This is a genomic window from Streptomyces sp. R35, assembly GCF_041053035.1.
Taxonomy (GTDB): domain Bacteria; phylum Actinomycetota; class Actinomycetes; order Streptomycetales; family Streptomycetaceae; genus Streptomyces; species Streptomyces lutosisoli.
Genome location: NZ_CP163440.1, coordinates 6,179,711 through 6,205,848, shown reverse-complemented (window position 1 = coordinate 6,205,848; position 26,138 = coordinate 6,179,711). Strand labels below are relative to the sequence as shown.

Sequence of the window (26,138 nt, the reverse complement as noted above, 5' to 3'; positions counted from 1 at the left end):
AATGTGTCCTCGCCAGGTTCCACCGGTGTCTCCAGGATGCACTGTGCGCCCCCTGGCACAAAGCTGTGAGCCATGGGCATCGATGAATACGGAGGCGGCCAGGGTCCCCAGTCGGACGTGCTGGTCGTGACGACGAACGACGCACCCGGTTACCGCGTCCAGCAGGTCATCGGCGAGGTCTTCGGCCTCACCGTGCGCTCCCGGCATCTGGGCAGCCAGATCGGCGCCGGTCTGAAGTCGATGATCGGCGGTGAGCTCAAGGGGCTCACCAAGACGCTCGTGGAGACCCGCAACCAGGCCATGGAGCGGCTGATCGAGCAGGCACGCGCGCGTGGAGCGAACGGTGTGCTGATGTTCCGCTTCGACGTGACGGAGGCGGCGGACGTGGGCACGGAGGTGTGCGCGTACGGGACGGCGGTCGTCCTGGTGAAGGAATAGCGCACGCCCGGTCCGCACACCCGGCCTGCACGCCCGGTCCGAGGAACAGCGCATCCGCGTAAGGGGCACCCGCAAGGGCGGGCGCCCCTTACCGGCAGCTCTCATGACGCATGCCGCCCGCCGTCAGGCCCCCTGGGAGTGCCTCTCGGCGTTCGCCGTGATCGCGTCCCTCAGGTGCTCGGCGACGCCGGGCCCGATGGCCTCGTAGAACGCCTTGAAGCGCTCGTCGGACACGTACATGTCGCCGAGCCCTTCGTGGATCTTGTACGGGCAGTCGAAGAACCACTTGGTGATGTGCTGCCGGTGCTGCTCCGCGAGGTCCATCGCCCGCTCGTCGACGGCCGGTACGCCCTGCGCCACGAGTGCGCCGTACCGCTCGCTCCAGGCGGTGGTCTCCTCCTTGATGCGCAGCCAGTCGTCCTTCGTGTAGCGGGCGACCCGCTTCTGCGACTGCTCGTACGTCCAGGTGCCGCCCCAGCGCTGCTCGGCCTCCTCGTTGTACTTCTCCGGATCGTCGTCCCCGAAGACCTCGAACTTCTCCTCGGGCGTGAGGTTGATGCCCATCTTCCGTGCCTCCATGGCGTGCTCCACGGCCGCGGCCATCCTCTGCAGCTTCTCGATCCGGGCGGTCAGCAGCTCGTGCTGCCGGCGCAGATGCGCGCGCGGGTTCGCTTCCGGGTCGTCGAGCAGGGCGGCGACCTCGTCGAGCGGGAAGCCGAGCTCCCGGTAGAACAGGATCTGCTGCAGCCGGTCGAGGTCCGCGTCGCCGTAGCGCCGGTGGCCCGCCTGGCTGCGCTCGCCGGGCGCGAGCAGGCCGATCTCGTCGTAGTGGTGCAGCGTGCGCACCGTGACCCCGGCGAAACCGGCGACCTGGCCCACTGAGTAACTCACTTCCGCTCCCTTCTCGGTACGCGCTTCACGATGAGCCCTCACGTGACGTGAGGTGCAAGCCCGATGCCCCCGGAGCCGGGGCGAACCTCTGCTGGGCCGGAGCGAATTTTCGGGATGTTATGTCCGCTTGATCCGCTTAGTGTGGGCGCGTGACCCACGACGTGGCCCCACCGGCACCCGCTCCGGCGACGCCCGCCCGGACGCTGCTGGCACTGCTTCTCCCGGCTGTCGTCGTGGGCGCGGGCGCGAGTCTGCTCTACGTGGGCGTCAGCAAGCTCGCCGAGCAGCTCCAGGACGTGCTGTGGACAACCCTGCCGGACGCGCTGGGCATCGGCGGGTACTCCTCGCTCTGGATGATCGTCATGCTCACCGCGACGGGTGTGGCTGTCGGACTCGTGGTGTGGAAGGCGCCGGGGCACGCGGGCCCCGACCCGGCCACCCTGGGGCTCAACGCGTCCCCCATGCCGCTCATGGTGCTGCCGGGTCTGCTGGTGGCGACGGCGCTGATGCTGGCAGGCGGTCCGAGCCTGGGCCCCGAGAACCCGATCATCGCCGTCAACGTGGCGCTCGCGTTCTGGCTGGGCCGCAGGTTCCTGCCCGTCCAGCCCGGCGCCCTGTGGGTGACGCTGGCCGAGGCGGCGACGATCGGTGCGCTGTTCGGTACACCGGTCGCGGCGGCGCTGGTCATCTCGGAGGCGTTGGCCGGGAAGAAGATGAGGGGTCAGTTGTGGGACAACCTCTTCGCACCGCTGACGGCGGCCGCGGTGGGCGCGATGACCACCAGTCTGGTGAACCATCCGTCGTTCGACCTCCATCTGCCCCCGCTCGGCCGGCCCGGCTGGGGCGACCTGCTGGCCGCGCTGGTGATCGCGTCCGCGGCCGCGGTGTTCGGCATGCTCGCGGTCTACGCCTTCCCCTGCGTCCACACCGCCTTCTCGCGCCTCGGGCACCCCATGGTGGCGCTCCCGGTCGGCGGAGTCGTCCTGGGCCTCCTGGGGTGCCTGGGCGGGCATCTGACGCTCTTCAAGGGCCTGTCCGAGATCGATGAGCTGGCCCGGACCCCGGACGGCTGGTCCGCGGGTCAGTTCGCGCTGATGTCCGGGGTGAAACTGGCCGCCCTGCTCGTCGCGGCGTCCTGCGGATTCCGGGGCGGCCGTATCTTCCCCGCCGTCTTCGTCGGCACCGCCTTCGGCCTGTGCGCCCATGCGCTCGTGTCTTCGGTCCCGCCCGCGCTCGGCGTGTCCATGGGAGTGCTGGGCATGCTCCTTGCCATCACCCGGCAGGGCTGGGTGAGCCTGTTCACGGCCGCCGCCCTCGTGGCCTCCCCCTCGATCATCGCCCTGCTGTGCATCGCGTCCCTGCCGGCCTGGCTGCTGGTGACCGGAAGACCGCAGATGCAGCTTCACGACGACGGAACCCCGATTCGCTAGGAGAGTGACATGCCGCTCCACCAAGGCCACGACAAGCCCGACGAGCGCCCGATGTCCGTCAACCCGTTCTTCGGCGAGACGAATCCGGTCAGCGGAATGGTCGAGGCCCCGCCCAAACACCGGCTCCCGGCGGGGCCGCTGGCGCCCATGACCGCGTACCAGATCGTCCACGACGAGCTCATGCTGGACGGCAACTCGCGGCTGAACCTCGCCACCTTCGTCACCACCTGGATGGAGCCTCAGGCCGGGGTGCTGATGGCGGAGTGCCGGGACAAGAACATGATCGACAAGGACGAGTACCCGCGCACGGCCGAGCTGGAGCGGCGCTGCGTGGCGATGCTCGCCGATCTGTGGAACGCGCCGGATCCGGCGGCCGCGGTGGGCTGTTCGACCACCGGTTCGAGCGAGGCGTGCATGCTGGCCGGGATGGCCCTCAAACGCCGCTGGACCCAGCGGAACGCCGACCGCTACCCCGCAGCCCGGCCGAACCTCGTGATGGGGGTCAACGTCCAGGTCTGCTGGGACAAGTTCTGCAACTTCTGGGAGGTCGAGCCACGTCTGGTCCCCATGGAGGGCGACCGTTTCCACCTCGACCCGAAGGCGGCGGCCGAGCTGTGCGACGAGAACACCATCGGGGTCGTCGGCATCCTCGGGTCCACCTTCGACGGGTCGTACGAGCCGATCGCCGAGCTGTGCGCGGCGCTCGACGAGCTCCAGGAGCGTACGGGTCTGGACATCCCCGTCCATGTCGACGGCGCCTCCGGAGCGATGATCGCGCCCTTCCTCGACGAGGACCTGGTCTGGGACTTCCGGCTGCCGAGGGTGTCGTCGATCAACACCTCGGGGCACAAGTTCGGCCTGGTCTACCCGGGTGTCGGCTGGGCGCTGTGGCGGTCCGAGGCCGAGCTGCCCGAGGAACTCGTCTTCCGGGTCAACTACTTGGGCGGCAACATGCCGACCTTCGCGCTCAACTTCTCCCGGCCGGGCGCGCAGGTCGTGGCGCAGTACTACACGTTCCTGCGCCTCGGCCGTGAGGGCTACCGGGCGGTGCAGCAGACCACCCGCGACGTGGCCCGCGGGCTCGCCGACCGCATCGAGGCGCTGGGCGACTTCACCCTCCTCACCCGGGGCGACGAGCTGCCCGTCTTCGCCTTCACGACGGCGCCCGAAGTGACCGCGTACGACGTCTTCGACGTGTCCCGGCGCATGCGTGAACGCGGCTGGCTGCTGCCCGCGTACACCTTCCCGGAGAATCGCGAGGACCTGTCCGTCCTGCGCGTGGTGTGCCGCAACGGCTTCTCCACCGACCTCGCCGAACTTTTCATGGAGGACCTGAGCAGTCTTCTGCCCGAACTGCGGCAGCAGTCGGGCCCGTTGACGCGCGACAAGAGCGGGGCGACCAGCTTCCACCACTAGAGCCCGCCGGAGGGCTTCGGCGGAGAGCGTCAGTGGAGCAGCGGGCGCCAGCGGTCGGGCACCTTGTCGCCGTACTCGATGCCGGTCGCGCCCACGAGGGCCGCCAGGTCGGCGAGTTGAGCGGTGACCGCCCGGCACAGCGCGGCCGTCGGCTTGGTGTCGGGCTCCAGGTAGAGGCCCTCGACCAGCAGGACTCCCCGGCTCTTGTCGAAGCGCGGCGAGGTCCGGCCGACGAGACGGTCGCCGTGCAGGACGGGAAGGAGGTAGTAGCCGTACTCGCGTTTGGCCTTCGGGACGTACATCTCGTTGCGGAAGGCGAAGCCCCACAGGCGTTCGGTGAGGCGGCGGTCGTTGATGAGGTTGTCGAAGGGCGAGAGCAGCGCGGTGCGGCCCTCCCAGTCGCCGGCGCGGATCGCCTCCAGTTCGGCGAGGGCATCGGTGTGCACGTACCAGGTCTCGGAGGCGGTGGGCGCGTCCTCGACCTTCACCGGGACGACGCGGCCCTCGCCGGTGAGGGTGCGCAGCACCTCGGGCAGGCCGTCGTACTTGCCGCGCACGAAGTACTGCTTGATGTCCAGGGGGCGGGCGACGCCGAGGGCGCGCAGGGTGTGCTCCGTGGCCGTGGTGACCATCTCCCGGGGCGACACCGCCACCCGGTCGGCGTCGGCCGGGAGACAGGCGTCAGGCAGGCCCCAGAGTCGCTGTCCCGCCGCACGGCCCGCCACCATGATCCTGCCCTGGAGCCAGAGGAAGGTCAGCATCCGCTCGACGTTGCGGCCCGCGGTCCAGCCGGAGGAGGGCCAGTCCATCACCGAGCGGTCCTCGAAGGCGTCGGTGGGCAGGGGGGTGCCTTCGGCGAGGCGGTGCAGTATGTGCTCGCTCAGTTGGCCGTTGGCCGCCATCCAGGTGCTGGTGAACGAGAGGTTCTTGGGGGGATAGCCGTCCATCGACACCCGGTGGACGGGGTAGTCCTCGGTGAGGACGAGGGCCGCCGCGTGCGCCCAGTACTCGAAGAGCCACCGCTCCTGCCACCAGAGAGTGGGGAGTCGGTCGCCGGCCCGGGGGCCGAGGCGGCTCCAGAGGACCAGTTCATGGCTCGGGGCCACGACGCTGACGGGGTCCAGCTGGAGATAACGCAGCGACCTCAGGACCGTGCGCAGGCCGGTCGCGTCCGCCGGGGGGCGGGCGGCGGACAGGTGCTGCCGCGAGAGGGCCAGCCTGCGCGCGTCCGACCGGCTGAGCGTCAGAAGTCGCGGGGGTGTGGGCATTGCGGCGCTCCTCATTCCGAAGTCCGGTCCGAGCCTGGTGGCTGTGGTTGATGATGCCCGTGGTCCGCGGGGAACAGGAGTGGGTCGAAGCTGTCGTTGTGGCCGGGAGAGGCGGGAAACGTCTGTACGATGCGTGCGCCCATGGCCCTTGCCGGGAGGAATCCCGCGCGGGCCTTACTCCTTCACCGTGGGGATGCACATGCGCATACGCGCTACCGTCGCCGCTCTGCCCGGCGCCCTGGTTCTCTCAGCTCTGACCCTTCCGGCAGCCGCACCGGCGGACGCGCGGCCGATGGACAGTGACGACACGACGATCACGAAGGTCGTCGTCAACGGCGGCAAGGACCTCGTCTTCGGCACCACCACCAAGAAGAGCTTCACCGCCACGGTGACCGCGACCGACCCGGACGGCATCACCGGCGGCTGGGTCGCCCTGTGGCACGGAACCACCTTCGACGACGCCGGCCGGGACGGCGCGCTCCTGCCGGCCGAGGAGGGCTCGGGCTCCTGCGTGGCGGCCGACGCCCAGACCTCGACCTGCACGGTCCACTTCACGGTGGACGTGACGACCGACCTGAAGGACAACGCCTACGCCGGCACGTGGCACGCGTACGCCATCGCGTACGGCCGCCCGAGCGGATCCACCAACGACGGCTTCGCCGGCAGCGTGAAGATCAAGCGCAACACCACTCTGACCTCCGACGCCTCCCCCGAGCCGGTGACGAAGGGCAGGACCATCACGGTCAAGGGCGCCCTCACCCGCGCCGATTGGGAGACCGGCAAGTACGCGGGCCTGAGCGGCCGGTCGGTCAAGCTCCAGTTCCGCAAGGCGGACAGCGACACGTACACCACCCTCAAGACGGTCACCAGCGGCACCGGCGGAGTCCTGAAGGCCACCACCACGGCGACGACCGACGGTTTCTACCGGTTCGCGTACGCGGGCACCACGGCCACCAGTGCCAAGAATTCGAGCGGCGACTTCGTCAACGTCCAGTAGAACCCGCTAGAACCGCCTGAAACCCTCCAGAACCCTCAGCGGGCGTCCCCGGGGTGCGGCGTCCCCGTCGCGTACGGGTTCTCCTCGCCGTCCCCGAGCACGCCCACGAACGGCTCGCCCTCCCCTGCGAACGTGTACGCCCCGCCCTCGATCCGCGCGATCAAACCCAGGGTCCACTCGGCCTCGGCGTCGGCCGTGTGGATCCAGAGGTTCATGATCTCGCCGATGTGGCCGAGCTGCCCGGGGCCGTTCTCAGGTACGTAGTGCTCGGTGACGGCGGCCCGCCACTCCTCGATGCGGCGGGTCCGTTCCTTCAGCAGGGCCACCGCCTCGGCCCTCGGCAGGTCGACGATGAAGCCGATCGCCGCCGACTTGACGTCCGTCTTCTGGTCGTACGAGGTCAGCGCGGCGCGCAGCAGCGAGAAGTACTCCTCGATGCCCTGGTCCGTGATCTCGTACTCGGTACGGGGCGGTCCGCCGGCCGTGGACGGCGCGATCTCGTGGGCCAGCAGCAGCCCTTGCTTCGCCATCTGCTTGAGCGCGTGATAGATCGAGCCGGGCTTGGCGTTGGACCACTCGTGCGCGCCCCAGTACTCCAGGTCGTTGCGCACCTGGTAGCCGTGGGCCCGCCCGTGCTGGCGGACGGCGCCGAGCACGAGGAGACGGATCGCTGACATGGGCTCCAGGTTAGGGCGCCCGGGGTCAGGACCAGGAGGTGCCCTGCTCGCCCTGCTCCTTGGCCACCAGCTCGAAGGCGGTCGCGCCGTCCAGGGACTCGCGGATGATGTCGGCGTGGCCGGAGTGGCGGGCCATCTCCGAGATCAGGCGCAGCAGCACCCAGCGCATCGAGACGCGCCCCTCCGGCGGGAACCAGGGGTCGTTCGGAAGCGCGAAGGTCTCGTCGAGGCTGGGCACCGAGCGGATGAACGCGTCCGTCTCGGCGGCGACCTTCTCCCAGTACGCGAGCTGCGACTCGACGGTCTCGCCGTCGGCGAGGACGAAACACTCGTGCCAGTTCGACTCGTCCCGCTTGACGGCCGGCTGCTCGCCCCGGGCGCGGGCCATCCAGCCCTGCTCGACCTCCGCGGCATGCTTGAGCAGTCCCGACAGCGACAGTTCGCTCGCGCTCGGCCGGCTCGCGGCTTGCTCCGCCGTCAGGCCGATCAGGGCCCGCCGGATTCCGCCCCGCTCCGCCTCCAGGAACGAGAGCAGCGCTCCCCGCTCGTCGCCGTGAGCCTCCGCCGCAACGTGAGTCACCATGACCGGCCGCCTTTCGTCGGGTCCGCCTGCCGGGCACCTTCTGCCCGACACCGACGAAGCTACGGGCCCTTGCGGTCAGCTTCTGTCCGCAAGGGCCCGGCGACGCGAGGAATTCCTAGAACGGGAAGAAGCTCCGCCCGTGCTGCACCGAGATCCACTTCAGGGTGGTGAACGCGTCGACGGTCGTCTCGCCGTTCAGGCGGCCGATGCCGGAGTGCTTCTCGCCGCCGAAGGGGACGAGGGGCTCGTCGTGCACGGTGCCGTCGTTGACGTGGAACATGCCGGTGTCGATCTGCTTGGCGAAGTTCACGCCGCGCTCGATGTCGCCGGTGTGGACGGCGCCGGACAGGCCGTACGGGGTGTCGTTGACGAGGCGGACCGCCTCCTCCTCGCCGTCGAAGGGGACGAGGAAGACGACCGGGCCGAAGATCTCCTGCTGGAGGAGGGACGAGCCGGCGGGGACGCCCGTCAGGACGGAGGGCTCGACGAGGTTGTCGGTCGTCGTGCCGTGTACGAGGGCGGTGGCGCCCTCCGCGATGGCCTGCTCGACGGTGCCCGAAATCGCGTCCGCCTGCGAGGAGTTGATGACCGGGCCGATGATCGTCTGGGGGTCGGCCGGGTCGCCGACCTTCAGGGTCTTGACCTTGGCGACGAACTTCTCGGTGAACTCGGCCTCGATCGCGCGGTCCACGAGGACGCGGTTCGCGGCCATGCAGACCTGGCCCTGGTGGACGTACCGGCTGAAGACCGCCGCGTCGACCGCGTAGTCGATGTCCGCGTCGTCCAGGACCACCAGCGCGCTGTTGCCGCCCAGTTCGAGGATCGCGCTCTTGAAGTGCGAGGCGCAGACAGTGGCCACATGGCGGCCGACCTTGTCCGAGCCGGTGAAGGAGATGACCTTCGGGACCGGGTGCTCGATGAAGGCGTCGCCGATCTCGGCGATGTCGGTGATGACGACGTTGAGGAGGCCGCCGGGGAGGCCCGCGTCCTCGAAGATCTTCGCGACCAGGGAGCCGCCGACGATCGGGGTGTTCTGGTGCGGCTTGAGGACCACGCCATTGCCGAGCGCCAGCGCCGGGGCGACCGACTTCAGCGAGAGGAGGAAGGGGAAGTTGAAGGGGCTGATGACGCCGACGACGCCCACCGGGACGCGGTAGACGCGGTTCTCCTTGCCGTCGATCGGCGAGGGGATGATCTTGCCCTCGGGGCGCAGCGCCAGCTGGATCGACTCGCGCAGGAACTCCTTGGCGAGGTGCAGCTCGAAGCCCGCCTTGAGGCGGGTGCCGCCGAGCTCGGCGATGATCACCTCGGATATCTCGGCCTCGCGCTCCTCGATGAGGCGCAGGGCCTTCTCGAACACCGCGCGACGGGCGTACGCGTTGGTCGCGCCCCATGCCTTCTGGGCGCGCTCGGCCGCGCGGTACGCCTGATCGACCTCGTCCGTCGTGGCTATGGTGATCGAGGCCAGCTTCTCGCCGTCGTACGGGTTGAAGTCGATGATGTCCCAGGATCCGGTGCCTGGACGCCACTCGCCGTCGATGTACTGCTGGGCCAGGTCGGTGAAGTAGGACGACATGTGATCCCTCAATCCCTCAATCCCTGCGCTGCCGAAGCAGACATCCGATCACGGTCTGATCACGCGTCATCGTACTTGTGTTTCAAGGGAGTTGGAGAACACCTCCGCAGAGTCCTGGAAGACTCGTCGCGGAGTCTCAGGAGAGCTGGAGCAGCCCCCGGAGCAGATCGCGGCTCTCGGAAGGGCCGGGGCTGTCCTGTTGCAGCTGCTTGAGCGCGCCCTCGTACTGGGTGACGTCCTCGCGCTTGTCCAAATAGAGCGCGCTGGTGAGCTGTTCGAGATAGACGACGTCCGACAGGTCGGACTCCGGGAAGCTCAGGATGGTGAAGGAACCGCTCTCACCGGAGTGCCCGCCGAAGCTGAACGGCATGACCTGAAGTCGTACGTTGGGGCGCTCCGAGAAGTCGATCAGATGCTGGAGCTGTCCGCGCATCACCTCGCGGTCGCCGTACGGGCGGCGCAGCGCGGCCTCGTCGAGGACGATGTGGAACTCCGGTGCGTTCTCGGAGATGAGGTACTTCTGGCGCTCCAGGCGCAGCGCGACGCGCCGGTCGATGTCGGCGGCGCTCGCACCCTTCATCCCGCGCTCGACGACGGCGTGCGCATACGCCTCGGTCTGCAACAGGCCGTGCACGAACTGCACTTCGTACGAGCGGATCAGATGGGCCGCGCCTTCGAGGCCGACGTAGGTGGGGAACCAGCTGGGCAGGACGTCGGAGTAACTGTGCCACCAGCCCGCGACGTTGGCCTCTTTGGCGAGCGAGACCAGGGAGGTGCGCTCGGCCTCGTCGTTGATGCCGTACAGCGTCAGCAGGTCCTCGACGTCGCGCGTCTTGAAGCTCACCCGTCCCAACTCCATGCGGCTGATCTTCGATTCGGAGGCACGGATCGAGTAACCGGCCGCTTCCCGGGTGATGCCGCGTGCTTCCCGCAGGCGCCGGAGATGTGACCCCAGCAGCATGCGCCGCACCACCGAGCCGCTCGACTCACCAGCGCTCACGTTCGTCCGCCTCCCCAACCGTCTTCAAGGGCCGAAGTCTGCCACTAAAACACTTCAAGCAGTACTCGTTCGATTACGGAAACGGAAAGTAGCCAAAGGAGTCACACAGAAAAAGATCAGGAGAGGGGCAACAGGAGGGAAGAAGGTGACAGAAGAAATGAGCAAGAAGCGGTAGAGGAAGGTCCAATTCGGGCGCGTGCACGTGCATCTGCCCTTGCATCTGCTGTACGCATTCGGAACCATGGTCCTCGCGCCACCGCTGCATCGCAACGACCGCGAACACCCGGGAGTGCCTCGCATGGGGACGAATGGATCGACCATGCTCGAGCCCTTACGGCAGGGACTTCCGCCGCTCGACCCCGCGGCCGTGTCCAACGCCGCTTCCTGCGCCCTGCCCGCCCGCTATGAAGCGGTGCGTGAAGCGCGGCAGTTCACCCGCAGAACGCTGGACCAGTGGGATATCGGCGATCGCTTCGACGACGTCTGTCTGGTGGTCTCCGAGCTCGTCACCAACGCTCTGCGGCACGCACTGCCCTCGGACACGCCCCGCCCGGACGACCAAGGGCCGCCCGTGCGGCTGCACTTGATGCGGTGGACCTCACGTCTGGTGTGCGCGGTGCGCGACCCCAGTCACGACAGCCCGGTCGCGGGCGACTCGGACGACTTCTCGGCGGAGTCGGGCCGCGGCCTGTTCCTGGTCGACTCGTTCGCCGACAGCTGGGGCTGGCACCCGCTCGCGGGAACCCTCAGCGGCAAGGTCGTGTGGGCGCTGTTCCGGCTGCCACCGCCGGGGACTGCGGCGATCCCCGCCGAATGACGAACCGCGGCGCCTTTTGGCGCCGCGGTTCTACGCGCGTTACACACCGTTGAACGGTCATCGCGCTAGGTTGCACCCTCAGGGGTCGGCCGGGGACCCGGCATCAGCCCGCGATCAGGTGATCGAACTCGCCGTCCTTGATGCCCAGGAGCATCGCTTCGATCTCGGCACGCGTGTAGACGAGCGCGGGCCCTTCGGGGAACCGCGAGTTCCGCACGGCCACGTCGCCGCCGGGCAGCCGCGCGAACTCCACGCAGGATCCCTGCGAGTTGCTGTGCCGGCTCTTCTGCCAGGCCACCCCGTTCAGCTCGGTCGCGGCCATGCCGTTGTACACGTCGTCAGCCATGCCGTTGTACACGTCATCCACGTCGTACACGTCGTGGTCCACAGGTTGCTCCCCGGTCGTGCAGTGGCTGAAGTGGCCATAGATGCAGTGGTCAACTGACCCGGATCATAGCTCTGTTCATGTGCAGATGCATGGGCAGATGCACGTGCACGCGGGGTGGTCCTGCGGTTACAGCTTTTACCGGCGCTTGACTACCGGCTGTCGCTCACTTGACTACGGCCTGCTGCTCGACGGCCCGCAAAAGGACTACAGCCGGTCCAGCGCATTCCCCAGAGCTCGCATCACATGCGACCTCCAGCCCCCGTCCATGATCTTCCGCGCCATCATCTGTGCGGGATCGTCCGGATCGAATCCCTCGTGTACTAGGAACAGACGCGTACCGCGGCCTTCGTGTTCCAGTGTCCAAGTAATGGTCCAATCCGTGGGATTGGCGGGATCCGCGTCCGCCCACCGGACGCGCAGCATCCGCTCCGGCTCGTACGCGAGAACACGCACGTCAACGGTGCCGGAGAACTTCGAGTTGGGGCGCGGGACGGATGTCAGCGTGTACTGGTGGCCGACTTCGAGCCGGAAGTCCTCCGACCCCTGCATCTGCCACTGCACGAGCAGCTCGGGCTCGGTGAGGGCGCGCCAGACCTTGGCGGGCGGGTGCGGGAGGAACTGGTCGACGCGGATGGTCGTCAGATCATCCGCCGGCTCGGACTGCGGAACGGGGCTCATGTCTCGTCATCGTCGGGCATGCGGTCCAGGAGATCGCCGAGGCCCTTGAGCCTGTCGCGCCAGAACCGCTCGTACGGGTGGAGCCAGTCCTGCACGTCGGCGAGCGGCGCGGCCTCCAGGCGGTAGATCCGCTGCCGTCCCGCGCGCTCCTCCGACACCAGCCCGGCCTCCCGGAGCACCTTGAGGTGTTCCGAGAGACTCGGGCGGCGCATGTCGAAGTGGTCGGCGAGCGCCTGGACGGGCTGGGGCCCGTCGTCGCGCAGCAGCCGCAGCACCTCTCGGCGGGTGGCGTTGGCGAGCGCGGCGAAAAGGCGGTCCTCATGGGCCCCGATGGTCGTCATGGCGCGATCAGAAGCCTTCCTTCTCCGTGATCAGCATCAGACCGTTGCCGTCCGGGTCGCGGAACGAGGCCATGCGGCCCCAGGGGAGGTCGTCGGGACCCTCCACCGCGACGCCCGCGGCGGCGAGCCGCGCGCAGTCGGCGTCGACATCGGTCGTGACCAACATGATCCCCCGGGTCTCGCCGGGCACGAAACCGCCCATCCCCGGACCCGAGAGCGTGAAGACGGTCTGCGCCCCCTTGGGCGCGACCTGGAGCCACCGCCCGGGAGGCATGTCCCGGTCCGCGGTGACCTCGAAGCCGAGTACGTCCGTGTAGAAGCGCAGGGCGCGGTCCTGGTCGGCGACCGGGAGGGTGACGAAGGAGGCGTGGGTGATGTTCGTGGGTTCCATGGATACGACAATAGGTAGGAGATTCCCTACGAGTCAACCGTAGGGAATCTCCTACCTATGTGTGCCCGGTCGGGCCTACCGGGACGAGTACGGCAGCAGCGCCATCTCCCGCGCGTTCTTGATCGCGCGGGCCAGCATCCGCTGCTGCTGCGCCGTCACGCGCGTGACGCGACGGCTGCGGATCTTGCCGCGGTCGGAGACGAACTTCCGCAGCAGATCGGTGTCCTTGTAGTCGATGTACGTGATCCCGTCGCGGTCCAGCGGATTGGGGCGGGACTTGGCGGGCTTACGTTCGGTCTTGCGGGGCATCAGGCTTCTCAGACTTCCAGGAGGGTGTCGAAGGCGGGCGGGAGCCGCTTCCAGGCGCTGCGCCCGGCGGCGTACTCGGTGTCGGTCAACAGGCAGGACTCCAGGAGGAGTTCGAGTCCGTCGCGGTCGAGGCCGGGGGAGGTGAACACCAGGTGCTGGCAGCAGTCGCCGTGCTCCGGGTGCCAGTCGAGCGCGGCGGCGGCGCGGCGCACCGGCGGGACCATGTCCCACGCCGCGTCCGGCAGCGATGCGAGCCACGGGCCCACGTTCTCCACGCAGAGCGCTCCCCCGGCGGCGTCCCAGTGCAGCAGCGTGTCGGGCCGGTCGGCGAGCCAGAACCGCCCCCGGCTGCGCGCGGCAGCGCAGGTCAGGTCCTCCAGGGCCGCGTACAGCCGCTCCGGGTGGAAGGGGCGACGGCGGTGCCATACGAGGGTGGCGACACCGTGCGCGTCGGCGTCGGCCGGGAGCAGTGCGCAGGCCGGATGCTGGGCCGCGGCCGCCGCCTCGACGTCGAACCCGGCGAGGGCGGCCTCGGCCAGCGGGGAGCGCGCCAAGCCCCCGTAGCGGAGGGGCACTTGGCGGGCCGTCGGGTGCAACTGCGCCAGCAGCGCCCGGTCCTCGTCGTCGGCCTCCTCCGAGTCGGCCACGGCGAGGACGGGGGCGTACTCCAGCTGGCGGGCGAAGGTGTCGGCCACCGTGCGCCGGTCGGTGGCGGCCGCGGCGAGGCCGCCGTCGGCGAGGTCGTCGCCGTTGCCGAGGTACGGGAGCAGCAGCGCCGGGTCGACGGCCGTGATCACCCCGGTGAGCCGCAGGCCGCTCGCCGCCACGACCTCCGCCATGGCCTTGGGCTCCACGGACTCCCACAGTTCGACCACGGCCAGCCGCGTGAGGCCGGCGTCCGCGAGCCGCTCCAGCTCGGGCACCAGGTCCTCGCGCAGAGCGCAGCACGCGCAGTCGTTGACCAGGGGCGCCTCGCCGGTGGAGAGGATGCCGGTGCGGTCACGGATCGTACGGACGACCGTGCCCGCCGCGGCGGTCGCGAGGTCGTGGTGGAGCGCGACGCTGCCCGGGACGGCCGTCAGCAGATGCTGGACGGCCGCCCTGCGGGCATCGGCGTGCAGTCCGCCGACGATCGCGACGGAGAGCTCGGGCACGTTCAGCTCCGCTTTCCGTAACGGCGCTCGAAGCGCTCCACACGCCCGGCCGTGTCCAGGACGCGCGCGTTGCCCGTGTAGAAGGGGTGGCTGACGTTCGAGATCTCGACGTCGACCACCGGATAGGTGGTGCCGTCCTCCCACTCGACCGTCTTCTCACTGGTCAGGGTCGAGCGGGTGAGGAAGGCGTGGTTCGCGGCGCGGTCCCGGAAGACGACCGGGCCGTACGCCGGGTGGATTCCTTCGCGCATGGCGGTCAGCGCTCCTCTCGGAAGTCGACGTGGCGGCCCGCGGCCGGGTCGTACTTGCGCAGGGTCATCCGGTCCGGGTCGTTCCGGCGGTTCTTGCGGGTGACGTACGTGAAGCCGGTCCCGGCCGTGGACCGGAGCTTGATGACGGGACGGAGTTCGTTGCGTGCCATGGCTGGTATGTTACTGAAAATGAATCCCATTTCCAATACGTCTCCGAGAGAGGTGCGTCACCCTTGTCCGCGCACTGCATGCTGACCGGCGCCCGGCCGGGCTTCGGCAACCAGATCTCCCACTCCCACCGCCGCACATCCCGCCGCTTCGACCCGAACATCCAGCGCAAGCGCTACTGGCTGCCGGGCGAGGGCCGCTTCGTACGGCTGCGGCTGAGCGCGAAGGGCATCAAGACGGTCGACACGATCGGCGTCGAGGCGGCCGTGGCGCGGATTCGCGCCCGAGGAGTGAAGGTCTGATGGCGAAGAAGAGCAAGATCGCGAAGAACGAGAAGCGCCAGGAGACCGTCGCGCGGTACGCCGTCCGGCGGGCCGAGCTGAAGGAGATCATCCGCCGGCCGGCGTCGAGCGACGCCGAACGGCTCGCCGCACAGGAGGAACTGCGCAGGCAGCCGCGTGACGCCAGCGCCACCCGCGTACGCAACCGGGACAGTGTGGACGGCCGTCCGCGCGGTTATCTGCGGACCTTCGGCCTCTCCCGGGTGAATCTGCGTGAGCAAGCGCACGCCGGATTCCTTCCCGGGGTGCGCAAGTCGTCCTGGTAGCTTGCTGCGGTCGTGCAGGCGAGCCTGGCGACTCCGGCATCATCACCCACCCTTGGGGGCTTCAGTGACTTCGGCGACCTTTCCGCGCAAGCAGGCGCGTATCGCGGTCGCGGCCGCTGGTCTGGCGGCCGCGCTCGCGCTGACCGGTTGCAGCAGCGGCGACGGCGGCTCCGGCGACAAGTCCACGAGCCCCAGCGCGTCCGCGACGGAGACGGCCACCACGGGCGGCGGCTCGGGCGACACCTCCACCGCCACGGGCAAGCTGGAGGGCAGCTGGCTGGCCACCACGGACGGCAAGGCCGTGGCACTGGTGATCACCGGCAAGCAGGCCGCGCTCTTCGCCACGGGGGGCTCCGTGTGCAGCGGTACCGCCGGCAAGGAGGCGGGTATGCAGATGATCCACCTCACCTGCACGGACGGGAACAAGGACCGCGCCTCCGGCATGGTCTCCAGCGTCAACTCCACCTCCATGCGGGTCAAGTGGGAAGGCTTCGGGCAGGAGATCTACACGAAGTCCGAGGGCGGGACCCTGCCCACGGGGCTGCCCACGGCGAGCCTGGGCTCCTGAGCGTCCGACCGTTACGGGCCGCGGAATCCGTCACTGGCGGGTTCCGCGGCCCGTTCGTGTGACCGGGGGGGCCACGCGACAACCGCGGATCGAAATGCGTGATGATCCATGCACCACGTCACCACCTCCGGGGGAACCCCATGCGCGCCCTTCCCATCGCCGTCACCGTCCTCGCGGCCGCCCTCGCCCTGACCTCCTGCGACGACAGCGGCGACAACAGCAGCAGCAGCAAGACCAGCGAGACCGGCAAGACCAGCACGAACGCCGCCGCCGACTGCAAGATCGACTCCGTCGGCATCCAGGTCGGCCCCGCCAACGTCGCACCCGCCGCCGGGGACACCGGCAACATCCCGGTCACGATCACCAACCGCGACTCCCAGTGCACCCTGAAGGGCTTCCCCGGCCTCGAAGTCCACGCCGGGAGTACCTCCACGGACATCGTCGCGGACAAGGCCGCGACGCCGGAGAAGCTGACCCTGGCAAAGAACGACACCGCGTCCTTCACCATCACCTACGTACGGGGCACGGCGGGCGACGCGAACACCCTCGACCTGAAGACGCTGAAGATCAGTCTGCCCGGGGCCACCGCCACGCAGGACTTCAAGTGGTCGTACGGCCCCGTCGCGGGCAAGGGCGCGGCGGGCGAGCTGGACGCCTCCGTGACCCCGTTCACGCACGCGGGCGACTGAGCCCCACGGGCGGTCCCGTTACGGGATCGGGCGCCGGCCCTTGACCTGTGCCCGGTCCGCCGCCGCGGCGCCCTCGTGCCATCCGGCCGCGTCGGTGACCCCGCGCAGCCGGGTGGTCACCGTCTCCGGGAACATACGGTCCATGTGGTCCGCGACCGCCACGTCGCGGGCCGCGAGGACCGGCAGCAATTCCCCCTCCGTGGCCGTCACCTGGCCTTCGGCGGCGGACGCGAGGCGGTCGCCGATCCGGTGCGCGTACGCGGCGAGGAAGGACTGCCGGAAGGTCTTCGTACGCTTCCGGCCGCCCGCCCGCTGGGCGGCCTCCGCCTTCGTCATCGCCGCCGTGGCCTGCACCAGCAGCGAGGTGTAGAGGAGCTCGACCGCCTCCAGATCGGGTTCGAAGCCGACGACCGTCGAGAAGGCGAGTGCCTCGTTCCACACGGCCCGGCAGCGGTTCGCCCCGGCCACCGCGTCCAGGAGCACCGCCTTGGCCGTCTCGTACGGCGGCTCCACACCGATGCGGCAGGCGCCGGGCGCGTCCTTCGCGTGCGTACGCGCCGCCAGCAGCGCCTCGTCGATGCTGTGCCGCGCCATCAGCTCCTGCGCCTTGGCACTCAGCGCCTCCGCCTCCTCCGGAAACCCGGTCGCCTCGGCCTTCGCGAGCAGGGCGCGGATACGGGTGAGCATGCGGGTGTCCTGGGGAACGGCCGTGGCCGGGCCCGTCCGGGGTATGTCCAGGGGCTCGATGGCGGGGAGGCGGAGGAGCAGGCGGTAGAGCTCCAGGACGGTGGTGGCGTACGAGAAGCGGTCGGTGCGGGGTGCCCGGGGCTCCGCCTCCAGTTCTTCGAGCTGGACGGCCCAGCGGGGGCCTCGGGGCTGCCGGTGGTCCCCGCTCTGGCTCTGGCTCTCGCTGAGGATCAGTGCTGACACCAGCTGTACGTGTACGTCGTCCAGGTCGCGGCGCACGATCCGTACGACGTCGGCGGGCTGCCAGCCGCGCCGCCAGGCCCCGGCTGCGAACTCCTCGCCGCGCCGGGTGAGTTCGGCGTCGGAGGCGGGGTCGGCGGCGAGCAGCGAGGCGCCCGTGTCGAGGGCCGCGTCGGAGTCCGCGTAGAGGGCGGCCTCGAAGGCGCGCTCCACGGTGCCGGTGCTGGACGTACTGCTGCTCATGCATCGATCGTGCCATGGGCCACCGACATCGCCACGGGGACGGGGGTGGGTATGGCCTGCCCTACCCCCGGGACGCCCTCTGGTGGTCGTGTGCGCGGGCGTCCGGGACGGTTCGCTGGAGGGCATGACCACCACTGCCGTACGTATCCGATCTCTGCGCCGTGATTACGGCGCCGTCGCCGCGCTGGACGGGGTCGATCTCGACCTCGCCGCCGGAACCTTCACCGCCGTGATGGGGCCGTCGGGGTCGGGGAAGTCGACCCTGTTGCAGTGCGCGGCCGGGCTGGACCGGCCGACTTCCGGGACGGTCGCCGTCGACGGGGTCGAGCTGGCCGGGCTGAGCGAACGCCGGCTGACGCTGCTGCGACGGGAGCGGATCGGGTTCGTGTTCCAGTCCTTCAATCTGCTGCCGTCCCTGACCGCCGCGCAGAACGTCGCCCTGCCTCTGCGGCTGGCCCGGCGGCGGCCCGCGCGCGGGGCCGTGCGCGCGGCGCTGGCCCGGGTGGGGCTCGGCAACCGTGCCGGGCACCGGCCGTCACAGCTGTCGGGCGGGCAGCAGCAGCGGGTCGCTCTCGCGCGGGCGCTGATCACGCGTCCCGCGGTGCTGTTCGGTGACGAGCCGACGGGGGCGCTGGACACCACGACCAGTCGTGAAGTGCTGTCGCTGCTGCGGGAGTTGGTGGACAGGGAGGGGCAGACGACGGTCATGGTCACGCATGACCCGGTGGCGGCGTCGTATGCGGACCGGGTGGTGTTTCTGGTCGACGGGCGGGTGAGCGGGGAGCTGGCGGGACCCTCGGCGGAGGCGGTCGCGGCGCGGATGGCGGGGCTGGAGCGTGTGACGTGCTGAGCCTTTCCTCGTTGCGTACACGCTGGGCGTCCCTTCTCGGCTCCTTCGTCGCCGTCGCGCTCGGGGTCGCCGTGATGACGGCGATGGGGCTCGGCCTCGCCGCCGCGCTCGATCCGCCCGCGCGCCCGCCGACGCGGTTCGCGTCCTCGCCCGTCGTGGTGATGGGCCGGGACACGCTCACGGTGGAGGTGCGGCGGGGGGCGGGGACCGCGCTCGTGTCGAAGCCGCTGGCTCATCCACACCCTGTGGACAGTGAATTGGTCCGCGAGTTGCGGGAGTTGGGCACCGTCCGGATGGACGGCGCGGCTCGGGATGCCGTCGGTGTCGACGCAACCGCCTCGGCCGTACGTCGAGTGGTCGGCGACCGCGGTCGCGTGCTGACCGGCGACGACCGCCACCAGGCCGACCCGTCCGCCGCGCGCGACGCCGGGGCGCTGGTCGGGGTCGACGCCCTGCTGGGCACGGCGGCCGGGGTGACGGCCTTCGTCTCGGTCTTCGTGACGGCGTCGACGTTCGCGTTCGTCGTGGCCTTGCGGCGGCGGGAGTTCGGGCTGCTGCGGATGGCCGGGGCGACGCCCGGGCAGGTGCGGCGGATGGTGCTCGGGGAGGCCGTCGCGGTGGGGTTCGTCGCGTCGGCGGTGGGGTGCGCGCTGGGGGCGTGGGGAGCGCCTCGGCTGGTGCGGGCGCTGGTGGACGGCGGGGTGGCGCCGTCCTGGTTCGCGCTGCGGGGGTGGGTGGACTGGCCTTGCCAAGTCGCCTTCTGCACTGGGGTGCTGGTGGCCCTTGGGGGTGCGTGGGCGGCTGCGCGGCGAGCCGGGCGGGTCGGGCCCGTGGAGGCGTTGCGGGAGGCTTCCGTCGATACGGGGGTGATGCCGTGGTCGCGGCGCGTCGTCGGGTACGGGCTGCTGGTCTGCGGGCTCGGGCTGCTGGGGTGGCTGCTGTGGACGGACCCTGCCGAGCTGCTGAAGCGGAAGACGTACGCGACGCAGCCGATGCTGCTGGTCACGGCGGTGGCGGTGCTCGCTCCCGTGCTGGTCCGTCCCGTCGTACGGCTGCTGCCCCTTGGCCGGCTGCCCGGTGCCGTGGGGTTGCTGATCCGTGAGAACGCGGGCGCTTCGCTGCGGCGTACGGCTGCCGTGGCGGCTCCCGTCCTGGTGACGGTCGCGCTGGCCGGGTCGCTGCTGGGGGCGGCGGCGACCGTGACGAAGGCGAAGGCCACGGAGGCGCGGGAGCAGACGCGGGCTCAATTCGTTGTCACCGGTGGGGGTGTGAGGGGGTTGCGGGAGGTCCGGGTGGCCGGGGCGACGGTTTCAGGGTCCGCGTCCACTGCCGTGTTCGTACGGGAGGAGGGGACCGCTCTCGTGCGGTCGGACGCGCGGGCGGTGAGTGATGTGGCGGCGTTCGCGTCGGTGGCGCGGCTGCCGGTGGTGGCGGGGGACGTACGGGATCTCGATGACCGTTCGATCGTGGTGAACGAGGAGTGGGAACGGCACGAGGTGGGCTCCTGGGTGCGTGTGTGGCTCGGGGACGGGCGGGCGGCACGGCTGCGGATCGTGGCGGTGCTGGCGCGGGGGACGGGTGACAACGGGGCGTATGTGACCTCGGCGAACGCGGCCGGGGCCGTGGTCGACCGGCTCGATGTGCGGGTGGGGCGGGGGGTGGACCGGGCGGCCGTCGTGGCGGCGCTGCGGTCCTCCGGAGGCACGGTGCGGTCCACATCGGCATGGCTGGCCGCGACGCACCCGCGCACCGGGCCGCAGACTCGGCTGGGGCTGCTGGTGGTTCTGGGCATCGCCCTTGTCTACGCGGGGATTTCGCTCGCGGCGACGCTGCTGATGGCCGGCTCGGCGCGGGGGGCGGAGTTGCGGTCGCTGCGGTTGACGGGGGCTACGCGGGGACAGGCGGTGCGGATGGTCGTGGGTGAGGCTGTGGTGGGGGTCTGGGTGGGGGCGGTTCTCGCGGTGCGGTGGCGGGGGTGAACCTCGTGGGGGTGGCGGCGGCGTTGGGGCGGTTGTCGGCGCCGGTGGGGGTTGTGGTGCCGTGGGGGCTGGTTGGGGGGTGCGTGGGGGGCGTGTTGGGTGGTCGCCTGCTGTGCGTCGTCGTTGGGGGTCGGGGCCGTGGGTCGACGGGTGCGGGTGGGTGGGGGCATGCGTTCAAGATTGCGCAGTTCCCCGCGCCCCTGAAAACACGCCGGTCCGCCCCGGGTTCTTTTGAGGGGCGCGGGGAACTGCGCGAGCAACCCCCACCCACCCGCAGACTGAAGACAACCCACGGGGTCGAAGGGGCGGAGCCCCTGGAGGATGGGACGGGTAGGGGCGGCGGGGGCGAAAGCCATTGTCAGACCCTGGTGCAAGACTCGGAAGCATGACCGAGCGCTGGGCTCTCTCGCCGGCCGAGGACGGTGGCGCGGAGGTCGCCGTCCTCGGTGCCGACGGGCTGCCCGCGGGGCCGGTGCGCAGGGAGCCGGATCTCGCGGAGGCCGTACGGTCCCGGCCGGAGGTGGTCCGGTGGGTCTGGCGGGCCACAGCCGATGTGTATCCGCGGCTGCTCGCAGCGGGGGCGCGGGTCGAGCGGTGTTATGACATGGAGGCCGCCGAGACGCTGCTGCTCGGGCACGAGGGGCGGCTCGGCGAGCCCCGGTCGGCGGCCGCCGCGCTGGCGAGGCTGCGCGGCGGCCCCGTACCGGCTGATCCGCCGCAGCGTTCCGCCGAGCCCGGTTCGCAGTCCTCGCTCTTTGAGCCGCGTCCGGTCCACCTGCCCTTGGGCGATCTCCTGGAGGTGTACGCCGACCAGCAGCGCCGGCATGACGCCACCGCGCATCCGGAGCGGATGCGGCTGCTGACGGCCGCCGAGTCGGCGGGGATGCTGGTGGCCGCCGAGATGAACGAGGCGGGGCTGCCGTGGAGCGCGGACGTGCACCGGGACGTGCTGCACGAGCTGCTCGGGGAGCGGTACGCGGGCGGGGGCGAGCCCCGGCGTCTTGCCGAGCTGGCGGATGAGGTGTCGGCCGCTTTCGGGAGACGGGTCAGGCCCGATCTGCCCGCCGATGTCGTCAAGGCCTTCGCGCAGGCCGGGATCAAGGTCAAGTCCACCCGGCGGTGGGAGATCGAGTCGATCGACCACCCTGCCGTGAAGCCGCTCGTCGAGTACAAGAAGCTGTACCGGATCTGGGTCGCTCATGGCTGGTCCTGGCTTCAGGACTGGGTCCGCGACGGGCGGTTCAGACCTGAGTACCTGCCTGGTGGGACGGTCACGGGACGGTGGGTGACCAACGGCGGGGGCGCCCTCCAGATCCCCAAGGTGATCCGGCGTGCCGTCGTCGCCGATCCCGGGTGGCGGCTCGTCGTGGCCGACGCCGATCAGATGGAGCCCCGGGTCCTGGCGGCCATCTCCCGCGATCCCGGGCTGATGGAGGTCGCGGGGCGTCCGACCGACCTGTACCAGTCGGTCTCCGACCGGGCGTTCGCCGGTGACCGGGCGCAGGCCAAGCTCGCGGTGCTGGGAGCGGTGTACGGGCAGACGTCCGGTGACGGGCTGAAGAACCTCGCCCTGCTGCGCCGGCGCTTTCCCAAGGCCGTGGCGTACGTCGACGACGCGGCGCGCGCAGGCGAGGAAGGACGGCTCGTGCGGACCTGGCTGGGGCGGACCTGTCCTCCTGCGGTGGGGGCGGCGGAGGAGAACAGCGGGGAGGAGGCTGGTCTCCCCCAGGAACGCCCCGAGGGCGACGACGCCGAGACCGGCGCCGATCAAGGGTGGGTTCCCGGCTACGCCTCCTCCAACTCCCGCGCCCGCGGCCGGTTCGCGCGCAACTTCGTCGTGCAGGGCAGCGCCGCCGACTGGATGCTGCTGGTGCTCGCCGCGCTCCGGCGCACCTGCACGGACCTCGCCGCCGAGCTGGTCTTCTTCCAGCACGACGAGGTGATCGTGCACTGTCCGGCGGAGGAGGCGGACGCCGTGGTGATCGCGATCCGCGAGGCCGCCGACCTCGCGGGGCGCCTCACCTTCGGGGAGACACCCGTCCGGTTTCCGTTCACGACGGCTGTGGTGGAGTGCTACGCCGATGCCAAGTGAGCAGCAGATCCCGGCTGCTTCGGCGACTTCCGCAATTGCCGTACCTGGCCTGACTGCTCCTCGTACCTACCCGCGTTCCTACTCCGCCAGCAGCTTCCGCAACTCCCCCACCACCGGGCTGTCCGTCTCCTCCAGCGCCTCCAGCGCCGACTTCCACTGCTCGTACGCCGCTTCGGTATCACCGCGCAGGTGCAGGAGCAGCCCCCGCTGGTGGCGGGCCAGGCCTCCGGTGTACCGGTCGGCTCGGCGGTCGGCGCGGCACAGCAGGAGGTCGCACTCGCTCGTCGCCCGTTCCGAGTGCCCCACCCCGCGCAGGGCGCGCACCAGCCCGAGCCGGGTCTGTGACTCGCCGTGCCAGTCGCCGTGGCCGCCGAGGATGCGCAGGCTCTCCTCGAAGTGCGGTACGGCGGCGGCCGGTTCGCCGAGGGTGAGGTGGGCGTAGCCGATGTTGCAGTGCGCGGAGTGCCGGAGGATGACGTCCCCCATCGCGTCGCCGATCGCCAGGCTGCGCTTGTGGTGGTCGATGGCGGCCCGGGGGTCCGTGTGCTCGTACAGGTTGCCGAGGTGGCTGTAGGTGATGGCCTCCATGTGCGGGTCGCCCAACTCGCGGGAGAATTCGAGGCTTTGGAGCAGGGCCTCGCCGGACTCGGCGTAGCGGCCGAGCCCTTCGAGGAGCATGCCGCGGTTGTTCAGGCCCCGTCGCACCCAGGACAGGACGCCGAGGCGGCGCCAGATCGCCAGTGCCTCGTCGTTCAGGGCGAGGGCGTCGCTCGCGCGGCCCGTCATGAAGTGCAGCCCCGCCAGGTCTCCGAGCGCGTATGCCTCGGCGGCCTCGTCGCCGAGCCTGCGCGCCGCTCCGAGCGCGGCCCGCTGGAGGATCTCCACCTCGGCGACGCGGCCGCTGCGCTGGACGTACGGGTTGAGCATGCGGACCAGGACGGGGACGTACGGGGAGGTCTCCGCATAGCGCTCCACCAGCGCCACCACGTTCTCCAGCTCCAGGTCGCCCCAGGCGAAGGCCTCCTGCGAGGTGCAGAACGGTGGTGTCGCCGCGACGTCCACCGTGTGCGGGGGCGGTTGGGAGGCGGTCGGGCGGCTGCGGTCCTCGCGGTCGAGCCCGGGTTCGAGGATGGCTTCGAGGGAGCGGGCGGCGACACCGGCGTACCAGCGCAGGGCGAGCTCGGCGACGGCCGCGTCCTGGGCGCCGGGGTCAGGCGTTCCCGGGCCGGCGAAGCCGTCGACCGTCGTCGCGGTGCTCTCCGGCTCCCCCATTGCCTCCGTCGCCCCCGCGATCTCCCGGGCGAAGTCCCGCACCAGGTCGTGGGGTGCGTAGCGGCCGTACGCCGTCTCCTCCAGGAGGGCGACGTCGACGAGGCGGTCGAGGGCGGCCTCGGCGCGACGCGGGTCGATGCCGGAGAGGCGGGCGAGGAGGGGCGCCCCGTACGCGGGGAGGTCGAGGGCGCCGATACGGCACAGGGCGAGCGCCGCGTCCCGGTCGGCCTCGCGCTCCGAGGCGCGCAGCGCGTCGTGCGCGACGGCCAGGGACCGGCGGACGCTCAGGTCGTCGTACTCCAGGTGGTGCAACCGGCCTTCCGTGGCGGCCAGTTGACCGGCGAGCGCGTCCGGTGTGAGCGCGCGGCGGGCGGCGAGGCGGGCCGCGACGACGCGGAGGGCGAGCGGGAGTCCGCCGGTGAGTTCGACGAGGGCGTGGTCGCCGTCGAGGCCGTCCCGGCGGCCGGAGACCGCACGGAGCAGCGTCGCGCTGTCCTCGTCCGACAGCGGTGCGAGCGGGAAGCGGTGTGCGCCGTCCAGCGCGGTGAGCGGAGACCGGCTCGTCACGATCACCGCGCAGCCCGCCCCCGCCGGCAGCAGCGGCCGCACCTGCGCGGCGTGTACGGCGTCGTCGAGCACCATCAGGGTGCGGGTGGGCGCGAGCATCGACCGGAGCAACGCGGCTTTCGCGTCCGGGTGTTCGGGGATCCGGCGCGGCTCGGCGCCGAGGTCGCGGAGCAGCGCGGCGAGCGCCTGGCCGGAGGTGAGCGGGGTCATACCGGGCGTGGCGCCGTGCAGGTTGACGTACAGCTGGCCGTCGGGGAAACGGTCCCGCAGCCCGTGTGCCGCATGCAGTGCGAGCGCGCTCTTGCCGACGCCGGCCATGCCGCTGAGCACGGCGACACAGGGCATCCCCTCGGCCGCGCCCGCGGCGCCGGGTCCGGTGGTCCGGCGATCCGGGTCGAGGGCCAGCCGCAGCTCCTCACGGATGTCGCCGCGGCCGGTGAAGTACGCGGGCGGTGGCGGAAGTTGGGCGGGGCGCGGCGGGCCGCCCGCATCTGCCGGGACGGCCGTGGTCTCCGGCTCTCCCCGTTCTGAGCCGTCGGCGGCCTCCGGCGCCCCCTCGGGACCGCGCTGCTCCCGGAGGATCTCCAGATGGGCCTCGCGCACCGCGGGACCCGGTTCGACGCCGAGCTCCTCCACCAGGCGGGCCCGCAGGTCACGGTGGACGGCGAGGGCTTCGGCCTGCCGCCCGGTGCGGTGCAGCACAAGCATCAGCAGCCGGTGGAAGGCCTCGCGGAGCGGGTGTTCGGCGGTGAGGGCGGCCAGTTCCGGGGCCAGCCGGTCGAGTCGGGCGGCCGTGGGAGCGAGCCGCAGCTCGGCTTCGTACCGCCATTCCAGGACCAGCAGCCGGGCCTCCTCCAGGCGCTGGACGAAGGCGTGTCCGCCGGTCTCGGGCGGCAGGCCGCTGAGCGGGGTGCCGCGCCACAGCGCGAGCGCCGCCGTGGACTCGCGCAGCGCCCCTTCCCAGTCCCGCCGGGCGTGTGCGGCGCGCGCGGCCGTGGCGTGGTCCTCGAAGACGCGGACGTCCAACTCGCCCTCGCGGACCCGCAGGACGTATCCCGGCGGGACGGCACGCAGCCGCTCCGGATCGTCGAGGAGGCGCCGCAGCCGCGTCACATGGTTCTGCAGGGAGGCCTGCGCGGACGCCGGTGGTGCCCCGCCCCACAGCGCGTCCTTGAGTACGTCGACCGAGACGACCCGGCCCGGTTCCAGGAGCAGCGCCGCCAGCAGGGCACGCATCTTCCCGCTGCCGATCGGCCTGAACTCGCCGTCGGCGCCGTACAGGACCGGCGGCCCCAGCAGCCCGTACCGCAGACCGAACCGCAGCCCGTCCCGCATCACGCCGCCCCACTGCCTTCCCGCGTGGCCGCTCAGGCCACGCCCCGGCGACTTCGCGCCTTCTTACGGCGACATCCCGCCGACCGACTCACGGCCCCCAATGGATCCGTTGGCCACATGTTAGCGATCCGTTGGCGTGGCCTGATGTGATCACTTCATCGGATCTGGCCCGACGGTGCGCGCGTACAACGCGTAACTCGGGGGAGTGTCGCCGCCGCGGCCGGATCCGGGGACGC

General features: G+C 70.9%; 28 protein-coding genes. 12 read left to right on the top strand and 16 right to left on the bottom strand.

Going from position 1 to position 26,138, the window contains the following annotated elements; translation table 11 throughout:
* Window positions 1-72 precede the first annotated feature (72 nt).
* Window positions 73-438, top strand: coding sequence for a YbjQ family protein (locus AB5J50_RS28210; protein WP_369261051.1), 366 nt, complete (start codon window positions 73-75; stop codon window positions 436-438).
* A 123-nt stretch (window positions 439-561) separates the two neighbouring features.
* Here AB5J50_RS28210 and AB5J50_RS28205 read toward each other — a convergent pair whose 3' ends face one another.
* A complete protein-coding gene (locus AB5J50_RS28205; protein ID WP_369261050.1) occupies window positions 562-1,329 on the bottom strand; it encodes a MerR family transcriptional regulator in 768 nt (255 codons plus the stop codon).
* Window positions 1,330-1,478: 149 nt separating this feature from the next.
* On the opposite strand from AB5J50_RS28205, the gene AB5J50_RS28200 reads away from it, so the two are divergent.
* Window positions 1,479-2,759, top strand: coding sequence for an ion channel protein (locus tag AB5J50_RS28200; RefSeq protein ID WP_369261049.1), 1,281 nt, complete (start codon window positions 1,479-1,481; stop codon window positions 2,757-2,759).
* Between the two features lie 9 nt (window positions 2,760-2,768).
* Window positions 2,769-4,175 (top strand): glutamate decarboxylase, encoded by a 1,407-nt coding sequence (locus tag AB5J50_RS28195; protein ID WP_369261048.1) that lies wholly within the window; start codon window positions 2,769-2,771, stop codon window positions 4,173-4,175.
* Window positions 4,176-4,204: 29 nt separating this feature from the next.
* Here the strand turns inward: AB5J50_RS28195 and AB5J50_RS28190 are convergent, their stop codons facing one another.
* Window positions 4,205-5,443: a winged helix-turn-helix domain-containing protein gene (locus AB5J50_RS28190; RefSeq protein ID WP_369261047.1), complete on the bottom strand. Its 1,239-nt coding sequence runs from the start codon at window positions 5,441-5,443 to the stop codon at window positions 4,205-4,207.
* A gap of 199 nt (window positions 5,444-5,642) precedes the next feature.
* Between AB5J50_RS28190 and AB5J50_RS28185 the strand changes: the two genes are divergently transcribed.
* Window positions 5,643-6,440: a hypothetical protein gene (locus AB5J50_RS28185; protein ID WP_369261046.1), complete on the top strand. Its 798-nt coding sequence runs from the start codon at window positions 5,643-5,645 to the stop codon at window positions 6,438-6,440.
* Window positions 6,441-6,475: 35 nt separating this feature from the next.
* On the opposite strand, the gene AB5J50_RS28180 is transcribed toward AB5J50_RS28185, so the two are convergent.
* The 4 genes from AB5J50_RS28180 to AB5J50_RS28165 all read right to left on the bottom strand — a co-directional run bounded on the left by AB5J50_RS28180 (window position 6,476) and on the right by AB5J50_RS28165 (window position 10,237).
* Entirely contained in the window at window positions 6,476-7,117 is a 642-nt protein-coding gene (locus AB5J50_RS28180) for a PadR family transcriptional regulator (protein ID WP_369261045.1), read from the bottom strand.
* A gap of 25 nt (window positions 7,118-7,142) precedes the next feature.
* Complete coding sequence (locus tag AB5J50_RS28175; protein WP_369261044.1) at window positions 7,143-7,700, bottom strand: DinB family protein; 558 nt, start codon at window positions 7,698-7,700, stop codon at window positions 7,143-7,145.
* A gap of 115 nt (window positions 7,701-7,815) precedes the next feature.
* On the bottom strand, window positions 7,816-9,276 hold the full coding sequence (locus tag AB5J50_RS28170; RefSeq protein WP_369261043.1) for an aldehyde dehydrogenase family protein: 1,461 nt from the start codon (window positions 9,274-9,276) through the stop codon (window positions 7,816-7,818).
* A gap of 136 nt (window positions 9,277-9,412) precedes the next feature.
* Entirely contained in the window at window positions 9,413-10,237 is an 825-nt protein-coding gene (locus tag AB5J50_RS28165; RefSeq protein ID WP_369265531.1) for a helix-turn-helix domain-containing protein, read from the bottom strand.
* Window positions 10,238-10,574: 337 nt separating this feature from the next.
* On the opposite strand from AB5J50_RS28165, the gene AB5J50_RS28160 reads away from it, so the two are divergent.
* A complete protein-coding gene (locus AB5J50_RS28160; RefSeq protein WP_369261042.1) occupies window positions 10,575-11,093 on the top strand; it encodes an ATP-binding protein in 519 nt (172 codons plus the stop codon).
* A 103-nt stretch (window positions 11,094-11,196) separates the two neighbouring features.
* On the opposite strand, the gene AB5J50_RS28155 is transcribed toward AB5J50_RS28160, so the two are convergent.
* From AB5J50_RS28155 to rpmG, 8 genes are all read right to left on the bottom strand, one after another.
* Complete coding sequence (locus AB5J50_RS28155) at window positions 11,197-11,481, bottom strand: DUF397 domain-containing protein (protein WP_099504922.1); 285 nt, start codon at window positions 11,479-11,481, stop codon at window positions 11,197-11,199.
* A 204-nt stretch (window positions 11,482-11,685) separates the two neighbouring features.
* Complete coding sequence (locus AB5J50_RS28150) at window positions 11,686-12,159, bottom strand: SRPBCC domain-containing protein (protein ID WP_369261041.1); 474 nt, start codon at window positions 12,157-12,159, stop codon at window positions 11,686-11,688.
* Window positions 12,156-12,500: an ArsR/SmtB family transcription factor gene (locus tag AB5J50_RS28145; RefSeq protein WP_369261040.1), complete on the bottom strand. Its 345-nt coding sequence runs from the start codon at window positions 12,498-12,500 to the stop codon at window positions 12,156-12,158. The genes AB5J50_RS28150 and AB5J50_RS28145 overlap by 4 nt, the downstream gene beginning before the upstream one ends.
* Before the next feature lie 7 nt (window positions 12,501-12,507).
* Window positions 12,508-12,891 (bottom strand): VOC family protein, encoded by a 384-nt coding sequence (locus AB5J50_RS28140; protein WP_327430584.1) that lies wholly within the window; start codon window positions 12,889-12,891, stop codon window positions 12,508-12,510.
* Window positions 12,892-12,966: 75 nt separating this feature from the next.
* Complete coding sequence (gene rpsR / locus AB5J50_RS28135; RefSeq protein WP_369261039.1) at window positions 12,967-13,200, bottom strand: 30S ribosomal protein S18; 234 nt, start codon at window positions 13,198-13,200, stop codon at window positions 12,967-12,969.
* A gap of 8 nt (window positions 13,201-13,208) precedes the next feature.
* Complete coding sequence (locus tag AB5J50_RS28130) at window positions 13,209-14,354, bottom strand: GTP-binding protein (protein WP_369261038.1); 1,146 nt, start codon at window positions 14,352-14,354, stop codon at window positions 13,209-13,211.
* A 2-nt stretch (window positions 14,355-14,356) separates the two neighbouring features.
* Window positions 14,357-14,605, bottom strand: a complete 249-nt coding sequence (locus AB5J50_RS28125) for a type B 50S ribosomal protein L31 (RefSeq protein WP_369261037.1) — start codon at window positions 14,603-14,605, stop codon at window positions 14,357-14,359.
* A 5-nt stretch (window positions 14,606-14,610) separates the two neighbouring features.
* On the bottom strand, window positions 14,611-14,775 hold the full coding sequence (rpmG, locus tag AB5J50_RS28120) for a 50S ribosomal protein L33 (protein WP_327430580.1): 165 nt from the start codon (window positions 14,773-14,775) through the stop codon (window positions 14,611-14,613).
* Window positions 14,776-14,838: 63 nt separating this feature from the next.
* Here rpmG and rpmB point away from each other — a divergent pair, with 63 nt between their 5' ends.
* From rpmB to AB5J50_RS28100, 4 genes are all read left to right on the top strand, one after another.
* Entirely contained in the window at window positions 14,839-15,075 is a 237-nt protein-coding gene (rpmB, locus tag AB5J50_RS28115) for a 50S ribosomal protein L28 (protein ID WP_369261036.1), read from the top strand.
* On the top strand, window positions 15,075-15,380 hold the full coding sequence (gene rpsN, locus AB5J50_RS28110) for a 30S ribosomal protein S14 (RefSeq protein WP_369261035.1): 306 nt from the start codon (window positions 15,075-15,077) through the stop codon (window positions 15,378-15,380). Before rpmB ends, rpsN begins: the two co-directional genes overlap by 1 nt.
* Before the next feature lie 64 nt (window positions 15,381-15,444).
* Complete coding sequence (locus AB5J50_RS28105) at window positions 15,445-15,948, top strand: hypothetical protein (RefSeq protein WP_327430577.1); 504 nt, start codon at window positions 15,445-15,447, stop codon at window positions 15,946-15,948.
* 140 nt (window positions 15,949-16,088) lie between these two features.
* A complete protein-coding gene (locus AB5J50_RS28100) occupies window positions 16,089-16,637 on the top strand; it encodes a DUF4232 domain-containing protein (RefSeq protein WP_369261034.1) in 549 nt (182 codons plus the stop codon).
* Between the two features lie 18 nt (window positions 16,638-16,655).
* Here AB5J50_RS28100 and AB5J50_RS28095 read toward each other — a convergent pair whose 3' ends face one another.
* Window positions 16,656-17,807, bottom strand: coding sequence for a DUF2786 domain-containing protein (locus tag AB5J50_RS28095; protein ID WP_369261033.1), 1,152 nt, complete (start codon window positions 17,805-17,807; stop codon window positions 16,656-16,658).
* Between the two features lie 124 nt (window positions 17,808-17,931).
* On the opposite strand from AB5J50_RS28095, the gene AB5J50_RS28090 reads away from it, so the two are divergent.
* The 3 genes from AB5J50_RS28090 (at window position 17,932) to AB5J50_RS28080 (ending at window position 22,728) form a co-directional block, all read left to right on the top strand.
* Complete coding sequence (locus tag AB5J50_RS28090) at window positions 17,932-18,657, top strand: ABC transporter ATP-binding protein (RefSeq protein ID WP_369261032.1); 726 nt, start codon at window positions 17,932-17,934, stop codon at window positions 18,655-18,657.
* An 11-nt stretch (window positions 18,658-18,668) separates the two neighbouring features.
* Window positions 18,669-20,636 (top strand): FtsX-like permease family protein, encoded by a 1,968-nt coding sequence (locus tag AB5J50_RS28085; protein ID WP_369261031.1) that lies wholly within the window; start codon window positions 18,669-18,671, stop codon window positions 20,634-20,636.
* Between the two features lie 385 nt (window positions 20,637-21,021).
* A complete protein-coding gene (locus AB5J50_RS28080) occupies window positions 21,022-22,728 on the top strand; it encodes a bifunctional 3'-5' exonuclease/DNA polymerase (RefSeq protein ID WP_369261030.1) in 1,707 nt (568 codons plus the stop codon).
* A gap of 78 nt (window positions 22,729-22,806) precedes the next feature.
* Here AB5J50_RS28080 and AB5J50_RS28075 read toward each other — a convergent pair whose 3' ends face one another.
* A complete protein-coding gene (locus AB5J50_RS28075) occupies window positions 22,807-25,902 on the bottom strand; it encodes a BTAD domain-containing putative transcriptional regulator (RefSeq protein ID WP_369261029.1) in 3,096 nt (1,031 codons plus the stop codon).
* Window positions 25,903-26,138 lie beyond the last annotated feature (236 nt).

Bases quoted from the DNA above. Each gene is read 5' to 3' on its own strand.
- AB5J50_RS28185 (WP_369261046.1), top strand. From the start codon at position 5,643: ATGCGCATACGCGCTACCGTCGCCGCTCTGCCCGGCGCCCTGGTTCTC.
- AB5J50_RS28165 (WP_369265531.1), bottom strand. From the start codon at position 10,237: ATGCTGCTGGGGTCACATCTCCGGCGCCTGCGGGAAGCACGCGGCATC.
- AB5J50_RS28090 (WP_369261032.1), top strand. From the start codon at position 17,932: ATGACCACCACTGCCGTACGTATCCGATCTCTGCGCCGTGATTACGGC.
- rpsR (WP_369261039.1), bottom strand. From the start codon at position 13,200: ATGCCCCGCAAGACCGAACGTAAGCCCGCCAAGTCCCGCCCCAATCCG.
- AB5J50_RS28180 (WP_369261045.1), bottom strand. From the start codon at position 7,117: ATGTCAGCGATCCGTCTCCTCGTGCTCGGCGCCGTCCGCCAGCACGGG.
- AB5J50_RS28170 (WP_369261043.1), bottom strand. From the start codon at position 9,276: ATGTCGTCCTACTTCACCGACCTGGCCCAGCAGTACATCGACGGCGAG.
- AB5J50_RS28145 (WP_369261040.1), bottom strand. From the start codon at position 12,500: ATGACGACCATCGGGGCCCATGAGGACCGCCTTTTCGCCGCGCTCGCC.
- AB5J50_RS28075 (WP_369261029.1), bottom strand. From the start codon at position 25,902: ATGCGGGACGGGCTGCGGTTCGGTCTGCGGTACGGGCTGCTGGGGCCG.
- AB5J50_RS28100 (WP_369261034.1), top strand. From the start codon at position 16,089: ATGCGCGCCCTTCCCATCGCCGTCACCGTCCTCGCGGCCGCCCTCGCC.
- AB5J50_RS28210 (WP_369261051.1), top strand. From the start codon at position 73: ATGGGCATCGATGAATACGGAGGCGGCCAGGGTCCCCAGTCGGACGTG.
- rpsN (WP_369261035.1), top strand. From the start codon at position 15,075: ATGGCGAAGAAGAGCAAGATCGCGAAGAACGAGAAGCGCCAGGAGACC.
- AB5J50_RS28080 (WP_369261030.1), top strand. From the start codon at position 21,022: ATGACCGAGCGCTGGGCTCTCTCGCCGGCCGAGGACGGTGGCGCGGAG.
- AB5J50_RS28160 (WP_369261042.1), top strand. From the start codon at position 10,575: ATGGGGACGAATGGATCGACCATGCTCGAGCCCTTACGGCAGGGACTT.
- AB5J50_RS28195 (WP_369261048.1), top strand. From the start codon at position 2,769: ATGCCGCTCCACCAAGGCCACGACAAGCCCGACGAGCGCCCGATGTCC.
- AB5J50_RS28125 (WP_369261037.1), bottom strand. From the start codon at position 14,605: ATGCGCGAAGGAATCCACCCGGCGTACGGCCCGGTCGTCTTCCGGGAC.
- AB5J50_RS28095 (WP_369261033.1), bottom strand. From the start codon at position 17,807: ATGAGCAGCAGTACGTCCAGCACCGGCACCGTGGAGCGCGCCTTCGAG.
- AB5J50_RS28150 (WP_369261041.1), bottom strand. From the start codon at position 12,159: ATGAGCCCCGTTCCGCAGTCCGAGCCGGCGGATGATCTGACGACCATC.
- AB5J50_RS28175 (WP_369261044.1), bottom strand. From the start codon at position 7,700: ATGGTGACTCACGTTGCGGCGGAGGCTCACGGCGACGAGCGGGGAGCG.
- rpmG (WP_327430580.1), bottom strand. From the start codon at position 14,775: ATGGCACGCAACGAACTCCGTCCCGTCATCAAGCTCCGGTCCACGGCC.
- AB5J50_RS28190 (WP_369261047.1), bottom strand. From the start codon at position 5,443: ATGCCCACACCCCCGCGACTTCTGACGCTCAGCCGGTCGGACGCGCGC.
- AB5J50_RS28140 (WP_327430584.1), bottom strand. From the start codon at position 12,891: ATGGAACCCACGAACATCACCCACGCCTCCTTCGTCACCCTCCCGGTC.